19 protein-coding genes and 2 pseudogenes are annotated in these 20,718 nt (G+C 59.9%); 8 read left to right on the forward strand and 13 right to left on the reverse strand.

The annotated features are described in order from the left end of the window. The first annotated feature begins 307 nt into the window (after positions 1 to 307). The 3 genes from JJB99_RS32410 (at position 308) to JJB99_RS36575 (ending at position 2,566) form a co-directional block, all read left to right on the forward strand. Positions 308 to 1,081, forward strand: a complete 774-nt coding sequence (locus JJB99_RS32410) for a class II aldolase/adducin family protein (protein ID WP_200496189.1) — start codon at positions 308 to 310, stop codon at positions 1,079 to 1,081. 312 nt (positions 1,082 to 1,393) lie between these two features. Next, a complete protein-coding gene (locus JJB99_RS36570; RefSeq protein WP_246775075.1) occupies positions 1,394 to 1,825 on the forward strand; it encodes an acyl-CoA dehydrogenase family protein in 432 nt (143 codons plus the stop codon). A 93-nt stretch (positions 1,826 to 1,918) separates the two neighbouring features. Then, positions 1,919 to 2,566 (forward strand): hypothetical protein, encoded by a 648-nt coding sequence (locus JJB99_RS36575; protein ID WP_246775076.1) that lies wholly within the window; start codon positions 1,919 to 1,921, stop codon positions 2,564 to 2,566. Between the two features lie 182 nt (positions 2,567 to 2,748). On the opposite strand, the gene JJB99_RS32420 is transcribed toward JJB99_RS36575, so the two are convergent. From JJB99_RS32420 to JJB99_RS32435, 4 genes and pseudogenes are all read right to left on the reverse strand, one after another. Beyond that, on the reverse strand, positions 2,749 to 3,243 hold the full coding sequence (locus JJB99_RS32420) for a GNAT family N-acetyltransferase (RefSeq protein WP_200496190.1): 495 nt from the start codon (positions 3,241 to 3,243) through the stop codon (positions 2,749 to 2,751). Between the two features lie 80 nt (positions 3,244 to 3,323). Beyond that, entirely contained in the window at positions 3,324 to 4,514 is a 1,191-nt protein-coding gene (locus tag JJB99_RS32425; RefSeq protein WP_200496191.1) for a hypothetical protein, read from the reverse strand. 20 nt (positions 4,515 to 4,534) lie between these two features. After that, a complete protein-coding gene (locus JJB99_RS32430; protein WP_200500405.1) occupies positions 4,535 to 6,010 on the reverse strand; it encodes a coproporphyrinogen-III oxidase family protein in 1,476 nt (491 codons plus the stop codon). Between the two features lie 1,074 nt (positions 6,011 to 7,084). Next, a pseudogene (locus JJB99_RS32435) lies at positions 7,085 to 7,296 on the reverse strand (DUF736 domain-containing protein); the annotation flags it as partial. Positions 7,297 to 7,582: 286 nt separating this feature from the next. Between JJB99_RS32435 and JJB99_RS32440 the strand changes: the two are divergent. After that, the gene (locus JJB99_RS32440; RefSeq protein ID WP_246775077.1) at positions 7,583 to 8,014 is read left to right on the forward strand and encodes an antitoxin Xre/MbcA/ParS toxin-binding domain-containing protein; all 432 of its coding nucleotides are present in this window, start codon (positions 7,583 to 7,585) and stop codon (positions 8,012 to 8,014) included. Further along, positions 8,014 to 8,475: an RES family NAD+ phosphorylase gene (locus JJB99_RS32445; RefSeq protein WP_200496192.1), complete on the forward strand. Its 462-nt coding sequence runs from the start codon at positions 8,014 to 8,016 to the stop codon at positions 8,473 to 8,475. The genes JJB99_RS32440 and JJB99_RS32445 overlap by 1 nt, the downstream gene beginning before the upstream one ends. Positions 8,476 to 8,704: 229 nt before the next feature. Here the strand turns inward: JJB99_RS32445 and JJB99_RS32450 are convergent, their stop codons facing one another. Next, entirely contained in the window at positions 8,705 to 9,025 is a 321-nt protein-coding gene (locus JJB99_RS32450) for a DUF736 domain-containing protein (RefSeq protein ID WP_200496193.1), read from the reverse strand. Positions 9,026 to 10,008: 983 nt separating this feature from the next. On the opposite strand from JJB99_RS32450, the gene JJB99_RS32455 reads away from it, so the two are divergent. Continuing rightward, positions 10,009 to 11,133, forward strand: coding sequence for a Fic family protein (locus JJB99_RS32455; protein WP_200496194.1), 1,125 nt, complete (start codon positions 10,009 to 10,011; stop codon positions 11,131 to 11,133). Between the two features lie 87 nt (positions 11,134 to 11,220). Here JJB99_RS32455 and JJB99_RS32460 read toward each other — a convergent pair whose 3' ends face one another. The 3 genes and pseudogenes from JJB99_RS32460 to JJB99_RS32470 form a co-directional block, all read right to left on the reverse strand. Further along, positions 11,221 to 12,093 carry a nucleotidyl transferase AbiEii/AbiGii toxin family protein gene (locus JJB99_RS32460; protein ID WP_200496195.1) on the reverse strand — a complete coding sequence of 291 codons (873 nt, stop codon included), beginning with the start codon at positions 12,091 to 12,093 and terminating at the stop codon, positions 11,221 to 11,223. Then, positions 12,086 to 12,673 (reverse strand): type IV toxin-antitoxin system AbiEi family antitoxin domain-containing protein, encoded by a 588-nt coding sequence (locus JJB99_RS32465; protein WP_246775078.1) that lies wholly within the window; start codon positions 12,671 to 12,673, stop codon positions 12,086 to 12,088. The genes JJB99_RS32460 and JJB99_RS32465 overlap by 8 nt, the downstream gene beginning before the upstream one ends. Before the next feature lie 529 nt (positions 12,674 to 13,202). Further along, positions 13,203 to 13,417: pseudogene (locus tag JJB99_RS32470) on the reverse strand (DUF736 domain-containing protein); the annotation flags it as partial. 299 nt (positions 13,418 to 13,716) lie between these two features. On the opposite strand from JJB99_RS32470, the gene JJB99_RS32475 reads away from it, so the two are divergent. Then, a complete protein-coding gene (locus JJB99_RS32475) occupies positions 13,717 to 14,145 on the forward strand; it encodes a hypothetical protein (protein WP_246775079.1) in 429 nt (142 codons plus the stop codon). A 98-nt stretch (positions 14,146 to 14,243) separates the two neighbouring features. Continuing rightward, on the forward strand, positions 14,244 to 15,320 hold the full coding sequence (gene ftsZ, locus JJB99_RS32480) for a cell division protein FtsZ (RefSeq protein WP_200496197.1): 1,077 nt from the start codon (positions 14,244 to 14,246) through the stop codon (positions 15,318 to 15,320). A gap of 453 nt (positions 15,321 to 15,773) precedes the next feature. Here the strand turns inward: ftsZ and JJB99_RS32485 are convergent, their stop codons facing one another. The 5 genes from JJB99_RS32485 to JJB99_RS32505 form a co-directional block, all read right to left on the reverse strand. Continuing rightward, the gene (locus tag JJB99_RS32485; RefSeq protein ID WP_200496198.1) at positions 15,774 to 16,094 is read right to left on the reverse strand and encodes a DUF736 domain-containing protein; all 321 of its coding nucleotides are present in this window, start codon (positions 16,092 to 16,094) and stop codon (positions 15,774 to 15,776) included. Between the two features lie 485 nt (positions 16,095 to 16,579). Beyond that, complete coding sequence (locus JJB99_RS32490; RefSeq protein WP_200496199.1) at positions 16,580 to 17,026, reverse strand: hypothetical protein; 447 nt, start codon at positions 17,024 to 17,026, stop codon at positions 16,580 to 16,582. 232 nt (positions 17,027 to 17,258) lie between these two features. Next, positions 17,259 to 18,188 (reverse strand): DUF2493 domain-containing protein, encoded by a 930-nt coding sequence (locus tag JJB99_RS32495; RefSeq protein ID WP_200500407.1) that lies wholly within the window; start codon positions 18,186 to 18,188, stop codon positions 17,259 to 17,261. A gap of 804 nt (positions 18,189 to 18,992) precedes the next feature. Further along, on the reverse strand, positions 18,993 to 19,310 hold the full coding sequence (locus JJB99_RS32500; protein WP_200496200.1) for a DMT family transporter: 318 nt from the start codon (positions 19,308 to 19,310) through the stop codon (positions 18,993 to 18,995). Positions 19,311 to 19,573: 263 nt separating this feature from the next. Next, positions 19,574 to 20,626, reverse strand: a complete 1,053-nt coding sequence (locus tag JJB99_RS32505; RefSeq protein ID WP_200496201.1) for a DUF7146 domain-containing protein — start codon at positions 20,624 to 20,626, stop codon at positions 19,574 to 19,576. Between the last annotated feature and the right edge of the window lie 92 nt (positions 20,627 to 20,718).

Here is a 20,718-nt window from a genome sequence, read left to right on the forward strand (position 1 = left end):
CATCATTCTCGAGCGGACGTTCGAGTTCGGTCTGAGAGGCGACGTTATCAGTCAACATCCGCGCTGTGGTGTTCAGCTCACCGACGTTTATGTCCGGAACCAGACACTGAGCCACGAGCATTCTGTCGACGCGGCACGAATCACATGATCTTTGCTCAGTTCAAGCAAGGCTCGCACAACATCTTTGCTGGCACGTCGGTTGCTATAACACGGCCAAGTATTCGTACGATCGGGGCGATCGAACACTCATCGGCCGAGGAATTCATTGATCTGGTCCTATCGTCACAACGGAAAGCTTTGAGAAGCCATGACAAGAGACGCGCCGTTGTCCGCCGTCAGAGACGTAGTGCAGGAGAGGCGGATCGACCTGGCCGCAGCCTATCGGCTGGTACACCGGCTCGGTCTCGATGACGGCATCTACACCCACATTTCGGTCAGCCTTCCCGACGCTCATGATCGGTTTTTGATCAATCCGTTCGGTCTGCGCTTCGAAGAGGTGACCGCCTCCAATCTTGTCACGGTCGATATGGACGGCAACATTGTCGACGACCCCCTCCGGCTCGGCATCAATCCGGCCGGCTTCACCATTCACAGCGCGATCCACTCAGCGCGCAAAGATGCGATTTGCGTGCTGCACACCCACACGATCGCGGGCGTTGCAGTCTCATCGCTGAAAGAGGGTCTGCTGCCGCTCAATCAATGGTCATTGCAGTTCACCGAACGTGTCGCCTATCATGATTACGAAGGAGTCGCGCTCGATCTCGATGAGCGCGCTCGTCTGATCGCCGATCTCGGCGACAAGTTGGTGATGGTGTTGCGCAACCACGGCATGGTGACCTGCGGACGCTCGGTCGCCGAGGCCTTCAAATTGATGCACAATCTCGAGCGGTCCTGCCGCGCGCAGCTGGCGATCCAGGCTACGCGCGCCGAAATTGCGCCTGTCACCGAAGGAGTCGCCCGTCACACCGCCCAGCAATACGCCAATCTTTACGACAGCATCGAAGTGCAGGGAATGGCTGATATCGAATGGGCTGCGTTCAGACGGATGCTGGAGCGGACTGATCCTGACTTCATGAACTAGCACCAATCGAGGAAGCGGAATGCATACATAGGCCTAGGTGGGGATCTGACGAAATTCGATTTAGGCCGGATCGTTGACCGGTTAATGTTGCCCACGGTCAAATCGAGCGCGGCGTGCCATTCCGTGGGTTCCGAAGAAACCAAGGAATCTGGCTCCCTAATTGTCTTCATGAGGCCGCACCTAGACTGCGCTGAGGATGCGTGAAGGCGTGATGCGCACGGCTCGGCTCGTTAACGGCTTGGCGAAGAATTTAATGCTCGGCAGCAATGCGAAAGGTTTTCTCGAAAAGCGTCTAGCAGGCGGAGTGCCGTTATGAGCGGCCAGGAAAAAGAGCCGGATAAGCGTGCGCCGAGAAGCACGTCAGGCGGGATAACTCTGTCGAGCCTGCTTGCCGAGATCCGGGCGCGCCGGTCTGAGTTCGTCACCGCGCAGAAGATCCCAGACGACATCATACACGGCTTTAAGCGGCTTGGCGTCTATCGAGCAATGGTCGCCAAGTGTTTCGGCGGCGAGGAGCGAACGCCGGCGGCGTTTTGCCGCATGATCGAGCGCATTTCCGCGGCGGACGGCTCCGCAGGTTGGGTGGCGAGCTTCGGCGGTGCCGCTTGCTATCTCGCCGCGCTCCCCATTGAAACGCTTGGCAAGATCTATGCGAATGGACCCGACGTGGTCTACGCAGGCGGGCTTTTCCCGCTGCAGCCGGCCCGGCGCAGCACCGACGGCTTCATCGTCAACGGGGTGTAGCCGTTCGGCAGCGGCTCGCCCACAGCGGACCTGATCGGGGTCGGCATCACGGTGGAAGGCGGCGCAAGCGAGGGCCTTCCGCGTGTTGCCGTGATGCCGGCCGACAAAGTGACAATCCGCTCCAATTGGGACGTGATCGGACTGCAGGGCACCGGCAGCCACGAACTCGTCGTCAGGGATGTCGTCGTGCCCGAGGAATGGACCCTGATTCGCGGCGGCCCGGCGTCGCTCGATGCAGCGATCTACCGCTATCCGTCCGTGGCGTTCGCCGCGCAGGTGCTTGCGATCGTCGGCATCGGCATTGCTCGCTCCGCGCTGGACGATGTCATTGTCATCGCCATGGCCGGCAGCGGCCCTTGGATCACTGGCGCACCCGCAATGGCCGAGCGCGGCTACATCCAGCTGGAGATCGCCAGAGCCGAGGCCGTGCTGCGCTCCGCCCGTTCCTTCTTCTATGAGGCCACCGAAGAGCTGTGGAACCAAGCGCTCAATGGCCCGGCAAATCCGACCACGGTGATGCTGATGCGGCTCGCTGCGACGAATGCCGCACGACGCAGCGCCGAAGTCGCCAAGATCGCCTGCGGTCTCGCCGGAGCCAGATCAGTCTACGCCACGCACAATCTAGCGCGGGCGATGTGCGACAGCTTTGTGGTAGCGCAGCACGCCTTTTTCAGCGAGGGAACGCTGCAGAGCGCGGGCCGGCTCCTGCTCGGGCTTCCCGCGCAACCAGGTTTTCCATGAAGCTAATTTACGGCCCTTTCGCACGACCTCTGCAATGGGAACGTTGCGAGATGGCTAGGGCAGCCGAGGCAACTCCAGTTGTCCATCCCCTCACTCGAGTGCCTCGATTGGCGGATCTGCTTTGTAGCGCCATCTGCAGCGCTAGAGGATTACGCCGCCTGCCAACCCTTATTTGTCTTTGGTCATCCAGAAGGATCATCCTGGCCCGTGAGCCGCTTGTCGTAAAAGATCACCGCATATCCGTGTCGCATCCCTTGCTTGCGTCGAACGTAGCCAGAGCTCTCATAAAGTCTTTGCGCCCCGACTTGGATCGTTGTCGTGTCGAGCACGATCGACTTGAATTGCAGCACAACGGCTCGCGCCTCCAATGCGCCGAGTATCCTTTTTCCAAGTCCCCGTCGTTGAAGCGCGGGATCGACCCGCATACGCTTCAACTCTGCGACTTCATCATCAACAGGTCTCAGCCCACCCATGGCAACGAGACGGGAACCAATATGCGCCACTATGAAGTCACCGCCTGATGCAATGTAGACCTCCCCGATGTTGCGTAAATCATCCGCCCACCCACCTTCCGGGCCACACACACCAACATCCTCCGATGCGGTTCTATGCAGATGCCATACGTCATCCGTGTCGGCTGACACGAAGCGACGAACGACCACTTCGTCCTGGAACATTGACCAATCACCTTCCGAATAGCACGGAGGCCCTTAACTGCGGCACCCTCTGCGTCTGCCAGGACAATACAACGTCCGGCTTACGGACGCGCCGGAGTCAACAACCGCTGAGAAAGGACAGCCTCGACAGTTTCCGACGCCTCAATGCCGACAAGTGATCGGCCGGGCCCAACCGTGTATTTTAAAGCCGCACCACGGTGCATCCGGGTAAAACGATCCCACGCACAAACGCAAGACGCGCGCAACTCTCCGATTTCCCCGTGAGCCTGCTCCGTCACGGACGAAATGGTTGCCGAGGCAGGAAAGTTCATTTTCCCTTCTAGCCAACCTGGCTGGAGCCAGGTGCTCTCCTTGTCTGGCGACAGCCAACGGAATACCTCGCGAATGTATTCCTGCGGGTAATATTTGGACAGCCGATATACGTCCTTATAAAATTGGCGCTTTTCGCGGAATAGCTCTTCGCCGATCAGCAGCACCGAGACTGCCACAACGCGGGCTGAGAAACGGCCGCTTGGGCCAAGTGTATTTTTGTAAGGATTTTTTTCGTAGAACACGCGAAACTGGCCAAACAGGTCCGGCGACATATGTTGATCAAAACGCGTCAGTACACGATTTGCCGACTCAACGTGCTCTAGACATCGCGAAAGACATTGAGCTGCATCCGCATCGGCAACATCACGCAACTCAACTAGCGCCTCAATTGCCGACTGCAATTCGGTCTCGATCAGTTGATGGCCCAAGCAAAAATCGCGCTCCTCGACCCCGGCCGCGCCAAGGCAATAGACGCGAGGGTCGCTTTGCACCGGATTGGTAAGGATCATATCTTCATAGGAGAGGACGCCAATGCTGGGCTGCCGTTCACAAGTCAAGCGCGCCAGACGACTCAATGCCACACCTAGGGTCTGTTCGGCGTCCCAGGGATGGAGGCCGGCAAACGCGGACAGCTGATAAGCAGAATTGACGAGATACTGGACGTCTGTCTTGGCGACCTCGAAATCGGACTGCGGTAAACTGAGCAGCAGCGCATCATAGTCCATCTCCGCCGTCATTGCGTTTATGGTACGACCAAGGGCCTTAACCGCTTCGCTCGGTCGTTCACTGCATTTGATCTCCGCAATACGGTGGGGCAGTTGATCGACGACAAAATCACTGAACAATCCAAGCGGGCGTTTTCGCTGCTTGCGATCGATCGTATCGGTCAGATGAGAAAATATGTCCCGCGAAGCCAGGAGCGGCGGTTCTGGGGCAGCAAACGAACCAGTATCGATCATAGCCGAGGATACCTACGACTTCATTGAAAAACAGCCTTCATCTCGGCGCTTGACCCGTATCTTGCAGCCGGCGAGTAATCGTGCTTTTCGAGAGGATCGGTTCGCTTGTCCTTTATCCTGCTGTCATTGTACGCGACCTGCTCCAGCACACTGGCCGAGAAAAACCGCAACGACACTGCGCCCGAATTGACAATGCCCGAAGCAGTTAGCGAAAGCAGGCCATCATTTGAAATGCAGATGAGTCCTGCTTCATTCAAGATTCTAAGCTCGTGAGCAAAGTATTCCTCGAGGGCTACCCCAAATTCCTGCTTGAAGCGGGAGAGCAACACGCCGCTGCTGCGCAAGGCGAAGATCACCGTTCTGCGCATGAGATCGTCTCGCGACAGGACGGCACCCTTCCACACCGGTTTCTCGCCGGCCTCAACCCTGTCCAAGTAGCGATCTAAATCGACCTCGTTGTAGAACTGGCACTCACTCATATAACCAAATCCGCTCACCCCGAACGGGACCAGGTTATTGTCGTTCCAGGAATCGTATTTGCGGGCCTGTTGAACGGAGTGCGGCTGCGACCTCCTGGTCCAATAGAAAATCGGCCCATGGCGATAGCCGAGGCTCGTCAGGATGTGCTCCGCCATGAAATGCATGATGATGCGCTCCTTAGCCCCGGCGAATTGATATCGACCGTTGGCCAGATGGCGGGCTATGGGGTCCGTTGATTTGAACATCAATGGGAATACGTTGAACTTCTCTATTCCCATGCCCACAAGGCCGATGAGGGAGTCGTACCAGCTTCTGAGCGTTTGCTGCGGCAGCCCGTACATGAGATCAAGCGACAGATTCTCGACCCGCATGTCGTTCAGCAATTTTACGGTCTGCATCACCTCATCGACACCGTGCCCGCGGTTTAGGATGCGCAGGATACTTGGATCTAGAGTTTGAACTCCGAGAACCAGGCGATTTACGCCGCCTCCCAGCAAGCTCGATACGCGATCTGCCGCATCCACGTGCTTCCCAAGAGAGGGATGCAATTCGAAACTCACTTCGGACTTGGATAGATCAAAGTGCTGCCTCATCATGCCAAACAGCGTTTTGATTTGATCGTTCGTCAAAAGTGAAGGGGTGCCGCCTCCAATGAAAGCCGTCTCAACGGTTCTGCCGGCAAGCGCATTGTCCGACCAACTCATCTCCTTCTCGAGAGCCGCTAGATAGTGTTCGATGCGCCCGGGAGGCGGATTGATCTCCTTGCCGAAGTGGCAGAAGGTGCAATTTTGATGACAGAAGGGAATGTGGAAATACAGATCGATTGACGACGCAATCCGATTCAACAACTTTTCGGGATTGAGGTCCCCCATCGCCTTAAGAGGCGGATATGTACCGACGAGATAGTCGTTAAACGTGTCGAGGTGCAGATTTCGTGACCTCAACATGTCAATGTTGATGTCGTACGACCGGTCGATCGCGAACTCCAGGGCTTCGGAATAGCTTGGCGCGAGCACTTTTTGGACTCCTTGAGCGTTTGCGTGCAGCCAGGGCACGATACCGGCTGAGTTCGTTCGATGACGACAATCAGACGTCGCAGCCGAGGCGAACATTGTTCGTTTGTTGCGAAGCGGCACCCAAGAATGCTTCAAGCACGGCGCTGAAGGATTCCTCCAAAAACGATGCGCGAGCTCCCGGATGTGACGAAAGCGCAATCGCTGGGCGAACTCGGGCCGGTCCAGCGGGCTCGCGCACATCTTCTGTCCGGCCCCCCTCACCCCCGGGGAGCCATCGAAGTTCGAAACGGACATCGAGCTTCATCTGGTTTCCTCTTAATCGCGGCCGACATTGGCGCGCCGCTGCATGCTTGCGCTGCGCGACACGGCCCAACGAACTCCATCACTGTGTAGTAGCAATTGGTGTGCCACCAAAAGCGAGCGCGCCTTGCTTGGAGAGAGCCTAAAAACATATGCTGCGAGCGCCGAAGACGGAAGACTTGCGCCTCGGCGTCCGATTAGGGACATCAACGTCTTCGAGTGGACACGACCGAACACGACAACCCGAGTATTGAGTAACGGCGGCTATTTCTGAATCTAACGCGTACATGCGTTCAAGGATGATGTTCGTAATGCCGACCTTAGGGCTGCAGCGCTTTTGCCGCAGTTCTAGTTGGCTGATCCATCGATGGTCTCGACTTTGTAGCCTGTCTCCCGACAGCATGCGATGAGATGCTATCGTGATCATCGTGATTGTATTGATCGCTGCACAAGTAGCCCGATCAGGCGCGGCAGAGTGCAAGCGCTCTCGCGTCATGCATGACAGTTGATGTCGAGTTGGCCATCAGCGGATGAACCGTTGGAGCGCTCAACGAATCCTGCCGCATTGTTCCGCGACGAGAGGCGTCGGAGGAATCGAACCGGCGCGGTGCTTCCCCGCAAGACGGAAGGATGCCGACGATCCACAGACGTTCACAAAGACCGCGAAAGTCGATCAGCGCGAGGCGCTGAAGCGCAGTGGCCTCGCGACACTTCTTTGATGCCCTGAGAGAGAAACGCTCCGCCCGGCGGACCGGGCGGGGCTTCTTGATGACCTCAGTCGCCGTTCTTGCGCGGCCGGGACCAGATCAGGCTGAAGCCGTCGCCGTCTTCGTCGCTGAACAGGTTGGCGTAGATCGGTGCGTTGAACGAGGGGTCGTCGAGCTTGAGCGAGAGATAGTCGCGGCCCTGCGCTTCGACCAGGCGGCCCCGATCTCGGCCCGGCCGGCAAGGACGCGGTGGTTCGGGGCATTCTCGTTGCTGCGGCTGTAGTGTCGATGATCCCGCGCGCTCGAATCGCCGGAGTTCGGCTCTCAAGCGCGGTAAGGTAGTCGCTCCAGGGGGTGCGCTCCTGAACTTGTCCTTCAGGACAGTTCCTGGTGCGTGGATATGCGGTTGCCAGCGCTGCCAACATGCCCCTGCATCGAAAGTCCCTGCCCCGACGGCGCCGTCCGCAGTCCGGGTCCTCACAGGCGGGCCTGTGTGGAGCTCTTGCAAATTCGGCAATATGCCGCTATCTACACGGCATATTGCCGCCACGTTCGGGAGGGCCCTGTGTCCATTGTCGAAATCGTAGCAAGGAAGCTGGGTGGACGCTCGGTCCTTGGAGCGGTCATACGCTCGCAGGCGGACCTCGCCCTGGCGGTGCGAAAGCGGCTTCCCCTGACCGCGCTGCATGGGCTGGCGAAGGCGGGACTTACTGAGCAGGAAATCGAATTGTTCGTCATTCCGCAACGAACGCGCCGGCATCGCGCGGAGAAAAAGCAACCGCTAACCGTCGAAGAATCCGACCGGGCCGTGCGATTGCTGCGCGTACAGACACTTGCCGAGGAGACTTTCGGCGATGCCAACAAGGCCAATATATGGCTCCGGCGTTCGCTAGCAGAACTTCGTGGCGAGTCGCCGTTGGCGGTAGCACAAACCGAAACTGGCGCCCGCGTGGTCGAAACCATACTCGGCAAGATCGCCTGGGGCGCCGCCGCCTGATGCTGCTTTGGCGTTTGTCGGGCATACAGCATGCCAAGATGTTCGATGGTGGCTATGGCCTGCTTTTTGACGGACGCTGGAATACGGTCGGACGGCCTGTGACCTACTGCAGCACGTCGCCTGCGCTGTGCGTATTGGAAAAACTGGTCCATATCGAGGACCCGGCTCTCATGCCCGCGCTTGTGATGGTGCGCTACGATGGGCCAGATGACCTTGCCGTCGAGACGCTGGGCTTAAGCGATCTGCCCGCCGATTGGCGGCGCCAGGAAGTTTGGACGCAGCAACGAGGTGATCAATGGCACGCCTCGCTCGCGACACCCCTGCTCCGCGTTCCCTCTGCCATCGTCCCTGTAGATCAGTCCCCCGACGTCAACATCCTGATCAACCACACTCACAAGGACGCGGCGCGGATCTCCGTGATCTCTGTAGAGCCATTCGTTCTTGACCCACGTCTGTTCTGAGTCAGAGACGACCACAGATCGGTAGTCTTCCGCGACGAGAGGCGTCGGAGGAATCGAACCGGCGCGGTGCTTCCCCGCAAGACGGAAGGATGCCGACGATCCACAGACGTTCACAAAGACCGCGAAAGTCGATCAGCGTGAGGCGCTGAAGCGCAGTGGCCTCGCGACACTTCTTTGATGCCCGGAGAGAGAAAGGCCCCGCCCGGCGGACCGGACGGGGTTGGCGACCTCAGTCGCCGGTCTTGCGCGGCCGCGACCAGATCAGGCTGAAGCCGTCGCCGTCCTCGTCGCTGAACAGGTTGGCGTAGATCGGTGCGTTGAACGAGGGGTCGTCGAGCTTGAGCGAGAGATAGTCGCGGCCCTCCTCGGAGCGCTTCGACCAGGCGGCCCCGATCTCGGCCCGGCCGACGAAGACGCGGTGGCTCGGGGCGTTCTCGTTGCTGCCTTTGGCCTCGGGCACGATGCGGACGCCCTTGGTCTGCAGGCTGAGGGTGACGATCTCGCCCTGGAAGTCGCTGCCGACCTTCTTGAAAGAACCGATGGTAGCCATGTTACTTCTCCTTTGCTGTTTTGAGCCGCGACCACCGCGGCCTCGATGGCGATCTACAGGCCGAAGACGATCGACGACGCACCCGCCCGCGGGCCGCAGCGCAGCGGAGGACGCCAGCGGGGCGACTTTCTTGCCTCGCGAGGAATGGGCGTAGCCCAGGGGAAGAAAGTCGCTGCTGGCGTTGCGTTCAGGCGATCGAGGCGCAGCCGCTCTTCGGCCAGATCGAGCCATCAAGAGGCCCGGTGGTCCGTGCGCTGAACAGCATCCCCGGAAGAAGTTGTGGCGTCTCTCGGTTGGGCTGCACAAGATGTCGCTGCGGTCAGGCGTAGACAGGGAAACAAAAGCGAAGAAAGGGCGAACGCGCTTGCCGTGAGCCAGCCGCGATGAGATGCCCCTGGCTATGACCACAGGAGGAGCTGTGGCCACCAGCTTCACCGTCGGCAAGCACTACGAGAACTTCATCCAAGATCCGATTGCTAGCGGCCGATAAGCCACGGCCGGCGAAGTCATGCGGGAAGGGCTGCGGCTTGTCGAAGAAGGCGAGCAGCTTCGCGCGGCAAAACTCGAAGCGTTGCGGGACCGATCCGGAAGGTTAAAACAGGGGTCCGGCCGAGCCGTTTGAGGGCCGATGAACTGATCGATCGGGGTCAAGGGGCGCGGACGCGAGCGACTGAGAACGGGTAAGCATGGCGGGCAATCTCGCCAGACGTCCCCTGGTCGAAACCGACCTGGCGGATATCTGGTGATTCATCGCATGCGGTAAGGTCGCGGCCGGCAGATCGGGTGCTCGATCTATCGGCCAGGCCTGAAGATCAAGCGCTCGGCCGTTCGCGGAGGTATGGTTTCCACCAAAAGCAATCACCGTTAACGCGTTGATTTTCCTCATATGCGGTGAATGCCGCCGCCTTTCACCGCACATCATGCGAAGAATAACGTGGCATTGCAGCGAATAGCCGCTATATTCTCCGCAAAGGATGCGGCGAATGGCGACCTATATTCACGAACGGAAGGCTTGGCCCCATTTCAATTGGGATGCAGCGAAGATCGCCCAAAGGCTGGGATCTGTCCGCCACCGGCAGGGACGCCTCACCGGGCGCATGGAAGAGTTGGGCTTCAGGCTGAAAACACAGGCCAATCTTGAGGCGCTGACCGAGGAGGTCACCAAATCGAGCGAGATCGAGGGTGAGGTTCTCAGCCGCGACCAGGTTCGCTCGTCCTTGGCGCGCCGCCTCGGTGTCGACATCGGCGCGTTGACGCCCGCCGAACGCAATGTGGAAGGCGTGGTCGAAATGATCCTCGACGCGACGAGCAAATACAACGCCCCCCTCACCTCCGAACGGCTCTTTGGCTGGCACGCTGCTCTCTTTCCGACGGGACGAAGCGGCATGACGAAGATCAAGGTTGGAGACTGGCGGACTGAAGAGTCCGGACCCATGCAGATCGTCTTGGGGCCGATGGGACGCGAGCGCGTCCATTACGAGGCACCCAAGGCCGCGTTGGTACCCGATGACATGAAGGCCTTCATTAACTGGTACAACGGCCCGCAGGATATCGATCCGGTGCTGAAGGCAGCGATAGCACACCTGTGGTTTGTCACCATCCATCCATTTGAGGATGGCAATGGCCGTATTGCCCGCGCGATTGCCGATATGGCGCTGGCACGATCGGAAAACAGTTCACAGCGTTTCTATAGTATGTCGGCTCAGATCCGGCAGGAGCGCAACGCCTATTACGACATCCTGGAAGCGACGCAGAAAGGTGATCTCGACATAACCGAATGGCTGGCATGGTTTCTCGATTGCCTTGACCGCGCCTTCGATCGCGCCGACACCATCCTTGCGTCCGTCCTCAGGAAGGCGCGCTTCTGGAAGAAGCACGCCAACCAAAAGTTCAACGATCGCCAGCGGGCGATGGTCGAGCGCCTGCTCGAGGGTTTTGATGGCAAGCTTAACTCATCGAAATGGGCCAAGCTTACCAAAGCCTCGCAAGATACCGCCCTGCGCGACATCGAAGATCTTGTTGCCAAGTGTATACTGGCGAAAGACGCGGCTGGCGGTCGCAGCACGAGTTATTCCTTAATCGACGTGGCGACGATCACAGATCCGTAGTCCTGCGAGGAGAGGCCTCGGAACAATCGAACTCGCACATCAGCGCTCCGCCGGGCTATGTTGATCCAGGCAATCATGCGAGCTCCATCAATTGTCCTTCAACTTCCGCGCCTTTTCTGCATGCGGCATCAGGAAAGTGCCAAGCGTGGTGACAACATCGGCAAGCGGTCCAGGATCGATAGCGACGTCCTGAACGAACGCGTTCCATTGCTGAACCTTGGTCGCGTCGTCGGTGAAAGCCTTCGTGAGAGCATCCGGCCGGTCTTCGGGGATGTTGGTCTTGCGTCGCGTGAAGGTCGCTTTGATTGCGCGTGAAAGCCGGTCGTCCTTAAATTCATAGGTTCGGGTCAGCACCCAGATATCGTAGAAATCCTTCAGGCGCGTATTTGCCAACCCGAGATGCACCATTGCTTGAAACTTCTCGGCGATGACGGTTTCGGGTGGATAGGCGCGCAGCTTCGGGGCTGGCTGATCGAGCAGTGTCAGCAGTTCGATCTCATTCAGTCCAGGTTCGGTAGCGTCGCCATAGCCGATATCTATAACGATGCGCAAACGAGCCCCGTCGATCGTCGCGTAGCATTTGAGGCGCAGCCCGCCATAGCCTGACTCATCGCGGACCCTATCGACTTCAAGGCTGCCGGTATCGAACGTCACGCCGTCGACAGCCTGAGCTTCACAAATTTCCTTGAAGAAGCCACGCGTCAGCTGTGGGTCACTCTCGCCGAAGCCGAGCAGGTCGAGATCGCGGGTTGGCCGATGCGGATCATGGAGCCAGTAGCGCAGCAACATCGCACCTTTGAGTGCAAACTGTTCCTTGTACTTGCTGATGCTGAGCCGGTACAGCAACCTTTCAAGCGCGTATTGCGTAAGCAGAAGGTCGTATGGCTCGTTGCGTTCTTTCGAAAGGTTGAGGAGGCGGGCGCGGACGGAAGCGCCGACGTTCTTCAGCGGCTTACGCATCGATTGTGAGTGTCTCAAGACGCGGTTGAACGAGTTTTTGCCATATGCCCGCATCGACGGCGTATTTTGCGATTTCGGAAGGCGTCGCCTTGTGCAGTCGAAGAGCGTCTTTCATCGCTTGCGTGGCATGCGTGATGCCTGCGGGTGTGTTATAGAACGCCTTTTGGCGCTGGCCGCTCTTGAATAGATCGACGATGGTTTTTGCCGGGGTGTAGATAGGCACTGAGACACCTTCGATGGTGTGATGCTCAACGCCCCTGTCGAACTCCTTAGGACCGAAGCGCACGATTTCAATACGGGGACGTGTAATCTTGGGCCGCCAATCGCGCGGGCGGATCGCCATCCAAACAGAGCGCGGGATACGGTCTGTCAGTTCATGAAAGGCGAGTGCAGAGTCATAACAAACGACTCCAATAGGAACGAGTTTCGCGGCAACGGCGAGCGTGTGATTGCCGTCCAGGAGCGCGTCAGGAAGTTGGTAGAGGCCGCGAGCAAGTTGATTGAGTGCACCCTTTCGCTCCATCCGGGAAATGGTTGCTGCCGTGATACCTTCGTTGAGGAATTCGGAAAGGCGCATCATGCCTCGCGCCCGGAGAAGCGAAGTCGCTCTATCCTCCTGGCGTTGCGGTTCCATTCTCATGAAATTCTATATGATAGAAAACCTTGCAAATGTCAAGATATTGCGCAAGGTAATCTATCATGTAGGAGATTGAAACAATTGAACAATTTCCAAGGGCCTTAGGAACTGGAAGTGCTCCAATTGCCTCGTAATTTGCGGGGCTTCTAGGAAGGCCATGCCGGGTGCCTCGTGCTGATCGTCTGGATCTCCTCGTGCCGATATGCGGGCGAAGCGGAAGACCGTCCAACGAATTCAAACGCATCCACGCAACAGCAAAGCGGCGGGCATCGACGTCGTCAATCGACTGGCGCGCAGTTTGGGAGTTGAGATGGCGGAGCTTTGGAGCCCCGCCGTCTGGCACGGGTGCCAACAAAAGACGCGCGGCAGACTGAATAGCCAGTGGGGAACCCGAGCGGCTCGGCGGTCCGAACTAGCACTACCTCGAATTGAAAAGCCCCGCCCTGCTGAGCAGGCGGGGCTTTTCGCGACCTCAGTCGCCGTTCTTGCGGGGCCGCGACCAGATCAGGCTGAAGCCGTCGCCGTCCTCGTCGCTGAACAGGTTCGCGTAGATCGGTGCGTTGAACGAGGGGTCGTCGAGCTTGAGCGAGAGTCGCGGCCCTCCTCGGAGCGCTTCGACCAAGCGGCCCCGATCTCGGCCCGGCCGACGAAGACGCGGTGGCTCGGGGCGTTCTCGTTGGTGCGGTTGACTACCGATCAAGCATACGCCTCCAACCGTGCGCCTCCCGAAAGCTGTCGCGTCGCCAGCAATCGCTCTTCGAGAAGGCAATGTGTAAATTGGCGTGCGGTCCACAATCGGCGCACCAACGCTTGATCGAGTTAGCTTTGATGAGGGCGACGCTCGGCCGCCTTGGCCTGGGCCCGCGCGTACTCAAGTGGCAATCGGCACTGAGCCGTTAACGACTTATTAACCAGCCCAGCCTACCTTGTGATTACTTTTCGGTTAACAGCCGATTGCCTCCCAGTTCGTTCTAGGAGAACAGTCGATGCCCATTGAGGCCCAGACATATGTCGCACTTGGTGCCCGGCCGAAAATCTCACTCGAGGCCGCCCGATCGCCGCGCTCACTTTCGGATAATGGCAGAGCACTCCTGAGCGTTGATCTCGCTGAAGTCAGGCATACTCCCTGCCCACGAGGTGGTCGTCGCGCGGGCGACATCGTCCCATTCGTGGAAAACATTGATGCGTCGCAGACGGAAATTGTGCAGCTCGAAGCAAGGACGGCCGGTTACGGCGCGAATTTCGAGCGCGAACGCGAGCGCGCCGAGCGCCTGATGGTTAAAGTGCTGCAGGCGACCGCAGACGCCATGCCGCTAGAGAGGCGACGACGCGGCTTGAGGACGAGGTGGCGGCTCTACGGACCGGCGACCGAGTCGGCACGATCGACAGCCACGGACAGGCCGCACGTGGACTAGGATATCTAGCTGCGATCCTGGTGGAGACAGACCGCAAGGTTCCTCGGTAGCAATCCGGGTCCGCCATTCCAACGTGCCGAAGAAATCATGAGGTAAAAGTGACCGACATCAGCGACATTCGCGAGATGAAAGCGCGTATTATTGTGTTTGGAGTCGGTGGCGCCGGAGGCAATGCCGTCAACAACATGATCGCGGCCGGGCTGGAAGGCGTCGACTTCGTCGTCGCCAATACCGACGCACAAGCGCTCACCATGTCCAAGGCCAAGCGCCTCATCCAGTTGGGCACAAAGGTGACCGAAGGGCTTGGCGCCGGCTCGAACTCCAAAGTAGGATGCGCCGCGGCCGAAGAGGCAATTCATGCGATCCGGGATCATTTAACCGGTGCAAACATGGTGTTCGTTACCGCTGGCATGGGCGGCGGTACGGGAACTGGGGCGGCTCCTGTTATAGCCAGGATCGCGCGTGAACTTGGCATTCTCACCGTCGGCGTCGTCAGCAAGCCCTTTCACTTCGAGGGCCAGCGCCGTATGCGCGTTGCTGAAGCGGGCATCGCGGAACTGCTGAACGCGGTTGACACCCTGCTGATCATCCCAAATCAGAATCTGCTCCGCGTGGCCAACGAGAAGACCACATTCAACGATTCCTTCGCCATCGCCGATCAAGTGCTCTATTCGGGTGTGGCCTGCATCAGCGACCTTATCGTCAAAGAAGGTCTGATCAATCTCGATTTTGCCGACGTTCTCTCCGTCATGCGCGAGAAGGGCAAAGCCATGATGGGCGGGGGTGAGGCTTCTGGCGAGAAGCGCGTGCTCACCGCCGCCATGGCCGCGATCTCCAATCCCTTGATCGAGGCCCCCTCGATCAAGCGCGCCAGTGGCCTCATCATCTCGATCACCGGCGGCAAGGACCTGACGTTATTCGAGGTCGACGAAGCTGCTAGCCGCATTCGCGAAGGCGCCGACCCGGACGCCAACGTCATCGTCGGCGCCACTTTCGATGAACGCCTGGAGGGTCTCGTCCGTGTCTCGGTCGTGGCGACTGGCATCGATAATCTGGACTCGGCGAATAAGTCCATTGCTGGGACAAGCACCTTCCAACTACCAAATGATTCAAAATCGCAGTTCGATGCAGCAACGTCGAATCCAACGAGGATGCGGCAAGCGGTTCAGGCCTGAATGATTCTGACCGAGCTGTACTGCGTGAGTTTCTGCTCACGTCGACAACTGACTGCAGGAGAATTTCGGAATCAAGTTTCGATCCCATACGGAATGGTATTGCAGGGACCCCAGATGGACGCTGTATCGACAGCCGGATTGACGCCAGTTCGTCATGCACCTCAAATCGACAGACAACGAGTGCGCCGATCGCAGGGTCTTGTCCATCGCAACGTAGGCGCGCGTTCATGCGGTGTCCTTCTTCAAGATCGACCGTGTGCTGGATAGACTCGCGATGGAGCCAACCGCACGATAGCCAAAATTCCGACGACATAAGCCGGACAGACGTTCACGGAAATGACCGCGAAGGGCGACCAGCGCGAGGCGCCGAAGCGCAGTGGCCTCAACAATGCTTTGATGCGCACGTGAGAGAGAAGCCCCGCCCGGCGGACCGGGCGGGGCTTTTTGGCGACCTCAGTCGCCGTTCTTGCGGGGCCGCGACCAGATCAGGCTGAAGCCGTCGCCGTCCTCGTCGCTGAACAGGTTCGCGTAGATCGGTGCGTTGAACGAGGGGTCGTCGAGCTTGAGCGAGAGATAGTCGCGGCCCTCCTCGGAGCGCTTCGACCAGGCGGCCCCGATCTCGGCCCGGCCGACGAAGACACGGTGGCTCGGGGCGTGCTCGTTGGTGCGGTTGGCCTCGGGCACGATGCGGACGCCCTTGGTCTGGAGGCTGAGGGTGACGATCTCGCCCTGGAAGTCGCTGCCGACCTTCTTGAAAGAACCGATGGTAGCCATGTTACTTCTCCTTTGCTGTTTCGAGCCGCGACCACCGCGGCCTCGATGGCGATCTACAGGCCGAAGACGATCGACGACGCACCCGCCCGCGGGCCGCAGCGCAGCGGAGGACGCCAGCGGGGCGACTTTCTTGCCTCGCGAGGAATGGGCGTCGCCCAGGGGAAGAAAGTCGCGCTGCTGGCGTTGCGTTCAGGCGATCGAGGCGCAGCCGATCTTCGGCCAGATCGAGCCATCAAGAGGCCAGGTGGTCCGTGCGCTGAACAGCATCTCCGGAAGAAGTTGTGGCGCCTCTCGGTTGAGCTGCACAAGAGGTCGCTCCGTTCAGGCGCAGGGAGGGTCAAGTGCCAAGTGCCAGGTGCCAAGCGCCCCGAGAACGCCGCAAGGATCGCTCGCTCAAGCTCGTCGACCCAGCCAACGCTTGGACCCGAGGTGCCGCAGCCGTCGAGACCCAAGGCTCATCCTTGTCGCGTCGTGGCCGAGAGGGGCTACTGATGTTCCTCCAGCAAAGCCTCGCCCGATGCCGGAGTCCCGGCAAAGCTGGTGATCCGTCTCCAAGCCATGCCGGCGACGGCAAAGGCGCCGGTCCAGCTGAAGATAGCCTGCCAAAATGAGGATGGCATCGCGATTTGCGACAGGCCATGGGCGAGGTGATAGCCCGCGACAGCCGCCGGGGCGGTGAAAGCTGCGGCAATCACCGCGCGCACGAAGGTGGATCGCGCCCAGATCAAGGCGGTTTGACCGATGAGAACGGTCACGGCGCCGGCAAGAATTGCGAGCAGAGCGGCGGAGGCAATGCCCGCGCCACCGTGAACAGCCGCCAGACCTGCGGAAAGCGCAACGAAACAGGGCAGCGCGTAGACAGCAAGGGTGAGACCCAGCCAGCAGAACAGGCCGATGCCAAGCATATTGAGGACGAGTGCAATGATAAGCATGGTGGTGGCTCCGCGACAAAAGACATGACGCTCGCGCCTTCCACCACCACCACGGCGCGATGAGAATCATAGCGCAGAATGCGCCGCTATGCGAGTGCGTGGCGTCGTTCGTCGAATCGGACAAGGACGAAGCGTTCTGCTCGATCGCTATATCGGTCGCGTCAGAGAATTTGCACTGATCCGCGCTGGCGAACTTGGTGCTCGATCAAGAAGCGCCGATGAACGACGGCGCTTACGCGCCGCCGAACTTCCAGACGGGAATGCCGAGCTTCCTGGCCTTGTCGGCAAGGTTGTCCTGTATGCCGCTGCCCGGAAAGTGCATGAGACCGATCGGCAGCACTGCAAGCATGGCGTCGTTACGCTTGAACGGAGCTGCCTTGCCGTGCTTGGTCCAGTCCGGCTTGAAGGCGATCTGAGGAACCTTGCGGCTGGTCGCCCATTTGGCGGCGATCAGCTCGGCGCCCTTCGGCGAGCCACCGTGCAGCAGCACCATGTCCGGGTGCTTGGCGTGGACCTTGTCGAGGCGGCCCCAGATCAGGGAGACGTCGTTACAATCGAGCCCACCGGTGAGCGCGATCTTGGGTCCAGACGGCAGCAACGCCTCGGTGTCCGCGCGACGTCTGGCAGCGAGGAAATCGCGGCTGTCGATCATCGCAGAGGTGAGCGTGCGATGATTGACGAGTGACCCGGAACGGGGGCGCCAGGGCGAGCCGGTATGAAGCTCGAATTGATCAGTCGCCAGATCGCGAAACAGCTCCATGGCATTGCGGCGTTCGATCAAAGTGACGCCTTCGGCCGTGAGCTTTTCCAGTTCGACGGATCGCACCTCCGATCCATTCTGCTCGCGCTGGCTCTTTTGCTGGGCTTTTTCGTTGTCGTCGAGTTCGCGCTCGATGCGGCCCGTGGCGCGATGGAAGAGATTGACGGTCGACCAGAGGAGATCTTCGAGGTCGGGTTCAAGCCGTGTGTCGCTCAGGCTCGCCACGAGCGCATCAAAGATGTCGGCGATCGCGCCTGTGATGGCCTTGGCGTCGGGAAGCGGCCGTGGGTCAGGCTCGTCGTGAAAGGGGCGATGGCCATAGAGCTGAAGCTCGTTGAGGATATGATCGGTCGGTGATGAGCCGTGCGGCGGTTCGAACTGCTTGTCGTCGTGTTCGGTCATCATGGCTTGGGTCCTTTGCCGTTCGGCCGCGCCCATCGCGGCCTTCGTGGCGATCATCAGACGGCGGGCGGAACGGACCAGAACCCGGAGCGATCAATCCGCCGAAGCCCGGAAGGGCGCAGGTGGAAGCGCAGGGCCGCAGCGAAGCGGAGGATGGCTGAGGTGCGGCTATTTTGTTTCGCGATGCAAAGGCGCGTGAGCGCCGGCGGAAAATAGCCGCACCGCAGCCATTGCCGGGCCGGGCCGCTTGCCGTCCGATCGCCCTCTAGAAGGCCGTGGGCGCGGCGCTGTCTGGCACAGGCACCGCACGCAATGACCCGTCATGACGATAGCGCGTTCAAATTGCCTGGCGCGTTCCCGTAGCGGCCCTCGGACGCGCTAGAAACCGGGCGATATCCTTGGGCACGAGTTGCGCACCCAAGGCTGAGTTGGATTCGACCACCTGGAGATGACTTTGACGCAGCCGAGGTCGTAAGTTGCTCTTCGGCAGCAGCAATGAGCGCCAGCCCTATCGCTTTTCCGGCGAGACTTCAGCAGGCGACCCGAAAGATCCCGCCTCGATGTCCACCGTCACCAGCCCTGACGGAATCAACGACCAGTTTCGTCGAGGGCCAGCGACAGGAGAGCCGGCTGGAAGCGGATCTTGTGCGGGGTGTCTGCGGGAGCGACATTCCAAGTCTTGTCATCAGGAATGCGTTTTTCCATAGCGCGCCAACTGCGACAGAGTGCATGTTTGGATCGCACACGACAGCCGCATTCGGTTCTCGATGGTCTTGATCCCTTCACGCAGGGTGCAAGTGCAGACTATTCCGAATAAAGCTTCACGCCGACCAGACCGACAACAACCAACACGACAGAACAGAGGCGAGCAAGGTTTGCGCTCTCACCGAAAAACGCGATACCGACAATCGCTGTCCCCACGGTCGCAATTCCGGCGAAGGCCGCATAAACCGTCGAAGCGGGCAAGCACTTTACGGATTCACCCAATAGAAGAAAAATAGGAAGAGCGAAGACCACCCCCGACAAAACTGTTGTCCATTTCGAAAGCCCGACCGAGCGCTTCAAAACGAAGGGCCATGCGATCTCGAACACGTCCGCCAGAAGTATGTATAGCCACGCCATCAGATATCCCTTTCATCAGGCGTCGCGTAGCACAAGCCGCCTGTCGATTACGACCATCAACTGATCTGCTTTGGTCAAAGGTGACCTACCAAATTCGGTAGTGCCACGGTCGCTGCAGCTTAGGTCACTGCCAAGTGCGCCGCGCATCTCGGCAGAGCTGGGCAAGGCCGGCTGGAGCGCCCTTCCAAACTCGATTGCGTCCGCAACATCATCGACAACACGAGATCATCTGCCAATTGCCGGCGGCGCCGCAGGTCGATCAGTCAAACCGTCCCGGCCTCGGCGAACAGCATAAAGCGAACGACATCCTGCGGCGCAAGTTGGATGCGCAGTGCCGCCCGCAGGGCGTCGAGCCCGAATGCATGCAGGTCCTCGTTGAAGTCGCCGGTCCGTGGGGACAGGACGAGCGCCTCGATGCCCGCGGCTTTCGCGCATTGCGTCAATGCCGCGACCGCCATGTCACCCGCGGCATCGGCGTCGCGGGCGATGTAGAGCCGACGCAGCGTCGGCGGAAGCAGAAGGGCGGCAAGGTGGTTGGCCGAGAGCGCGGCGGCCATGGGCATGGCAGGCAGCGCACAGCGCAGCGACAGCATCGTCTCGATGCCTTCGCCGGCAGCGAGGACGTCGTCGGCCGCGCCAAAGCGCACGGCATGGCCGAGGAGACCGCCCATGGCCCGTCGCGGCGTGTCGACCGGCGCCTTGCCAGAGCCGTCCGGGGCGAGCCAGGTGCGATGTGCGCCGGTGATGCGGCCGGCAAGATCCGTCACAGCGGCGATCATCGCCGGCCAGGTCTCAGTCGGCGAACCGTCGTCCGGGCGATAGTAGCTGCGCGGATGAAACCGCAGCGCGCCCGCATCGTGGACCGCCTTGATGCCGCGATTGCCGAGGTAGGTCTCGACCAGCGTTCGGCGGATCGGCCGCGACATGGCCAAGAGCCGCCGTGCCGCTTCGACCGATCCGGTGGGGACGGGTGTGCGAACGGGCTTTGGGCTGCGGCGGGGTTCGGTGCGCGGCAGACGCAGAAAGCGTCGTGCCTCGCTGGCGACATCGCGAAACTCGACGAAACCGCAGCTCTCGCGGATCACGTCGAGGAGATCGCCATGTTCGCCGGAGGCAGCATCGGTCCAATGCCCGGCGGCGCCGGGACCACACTCCGGTCCGCTGAGCCGGACGAACATCGAGCGGCCGGGCGTATTGCGGACGTCGCCGACGATCCAATAGCGGCCCTGGCGCCGTCCATTGGACAGGTAATGACGGCAGACCGCATCGGCCTCACGGGCGAGCCGCCGCGCCAGTTCAGAAGCATCGCGGGACATCACGCAACCTCCCGCACTGCGCTGGCAACAGGCCGCGGAGACGCTGTCGATCGTCTGTGAGACAGCACCCAGGCGCGAACGCGCACCATCAT

This window comes from Bradyrhizobium diazoefficiens, from assembly GCF_016616235.1.
GTDB lineage: Bacteria > Pseudomonadota > Alphaproteobacteria > Rhizobiales > Xanthobacteraceae > Bradyrhizobium > Bradyrhizobium diazoefficiens_H.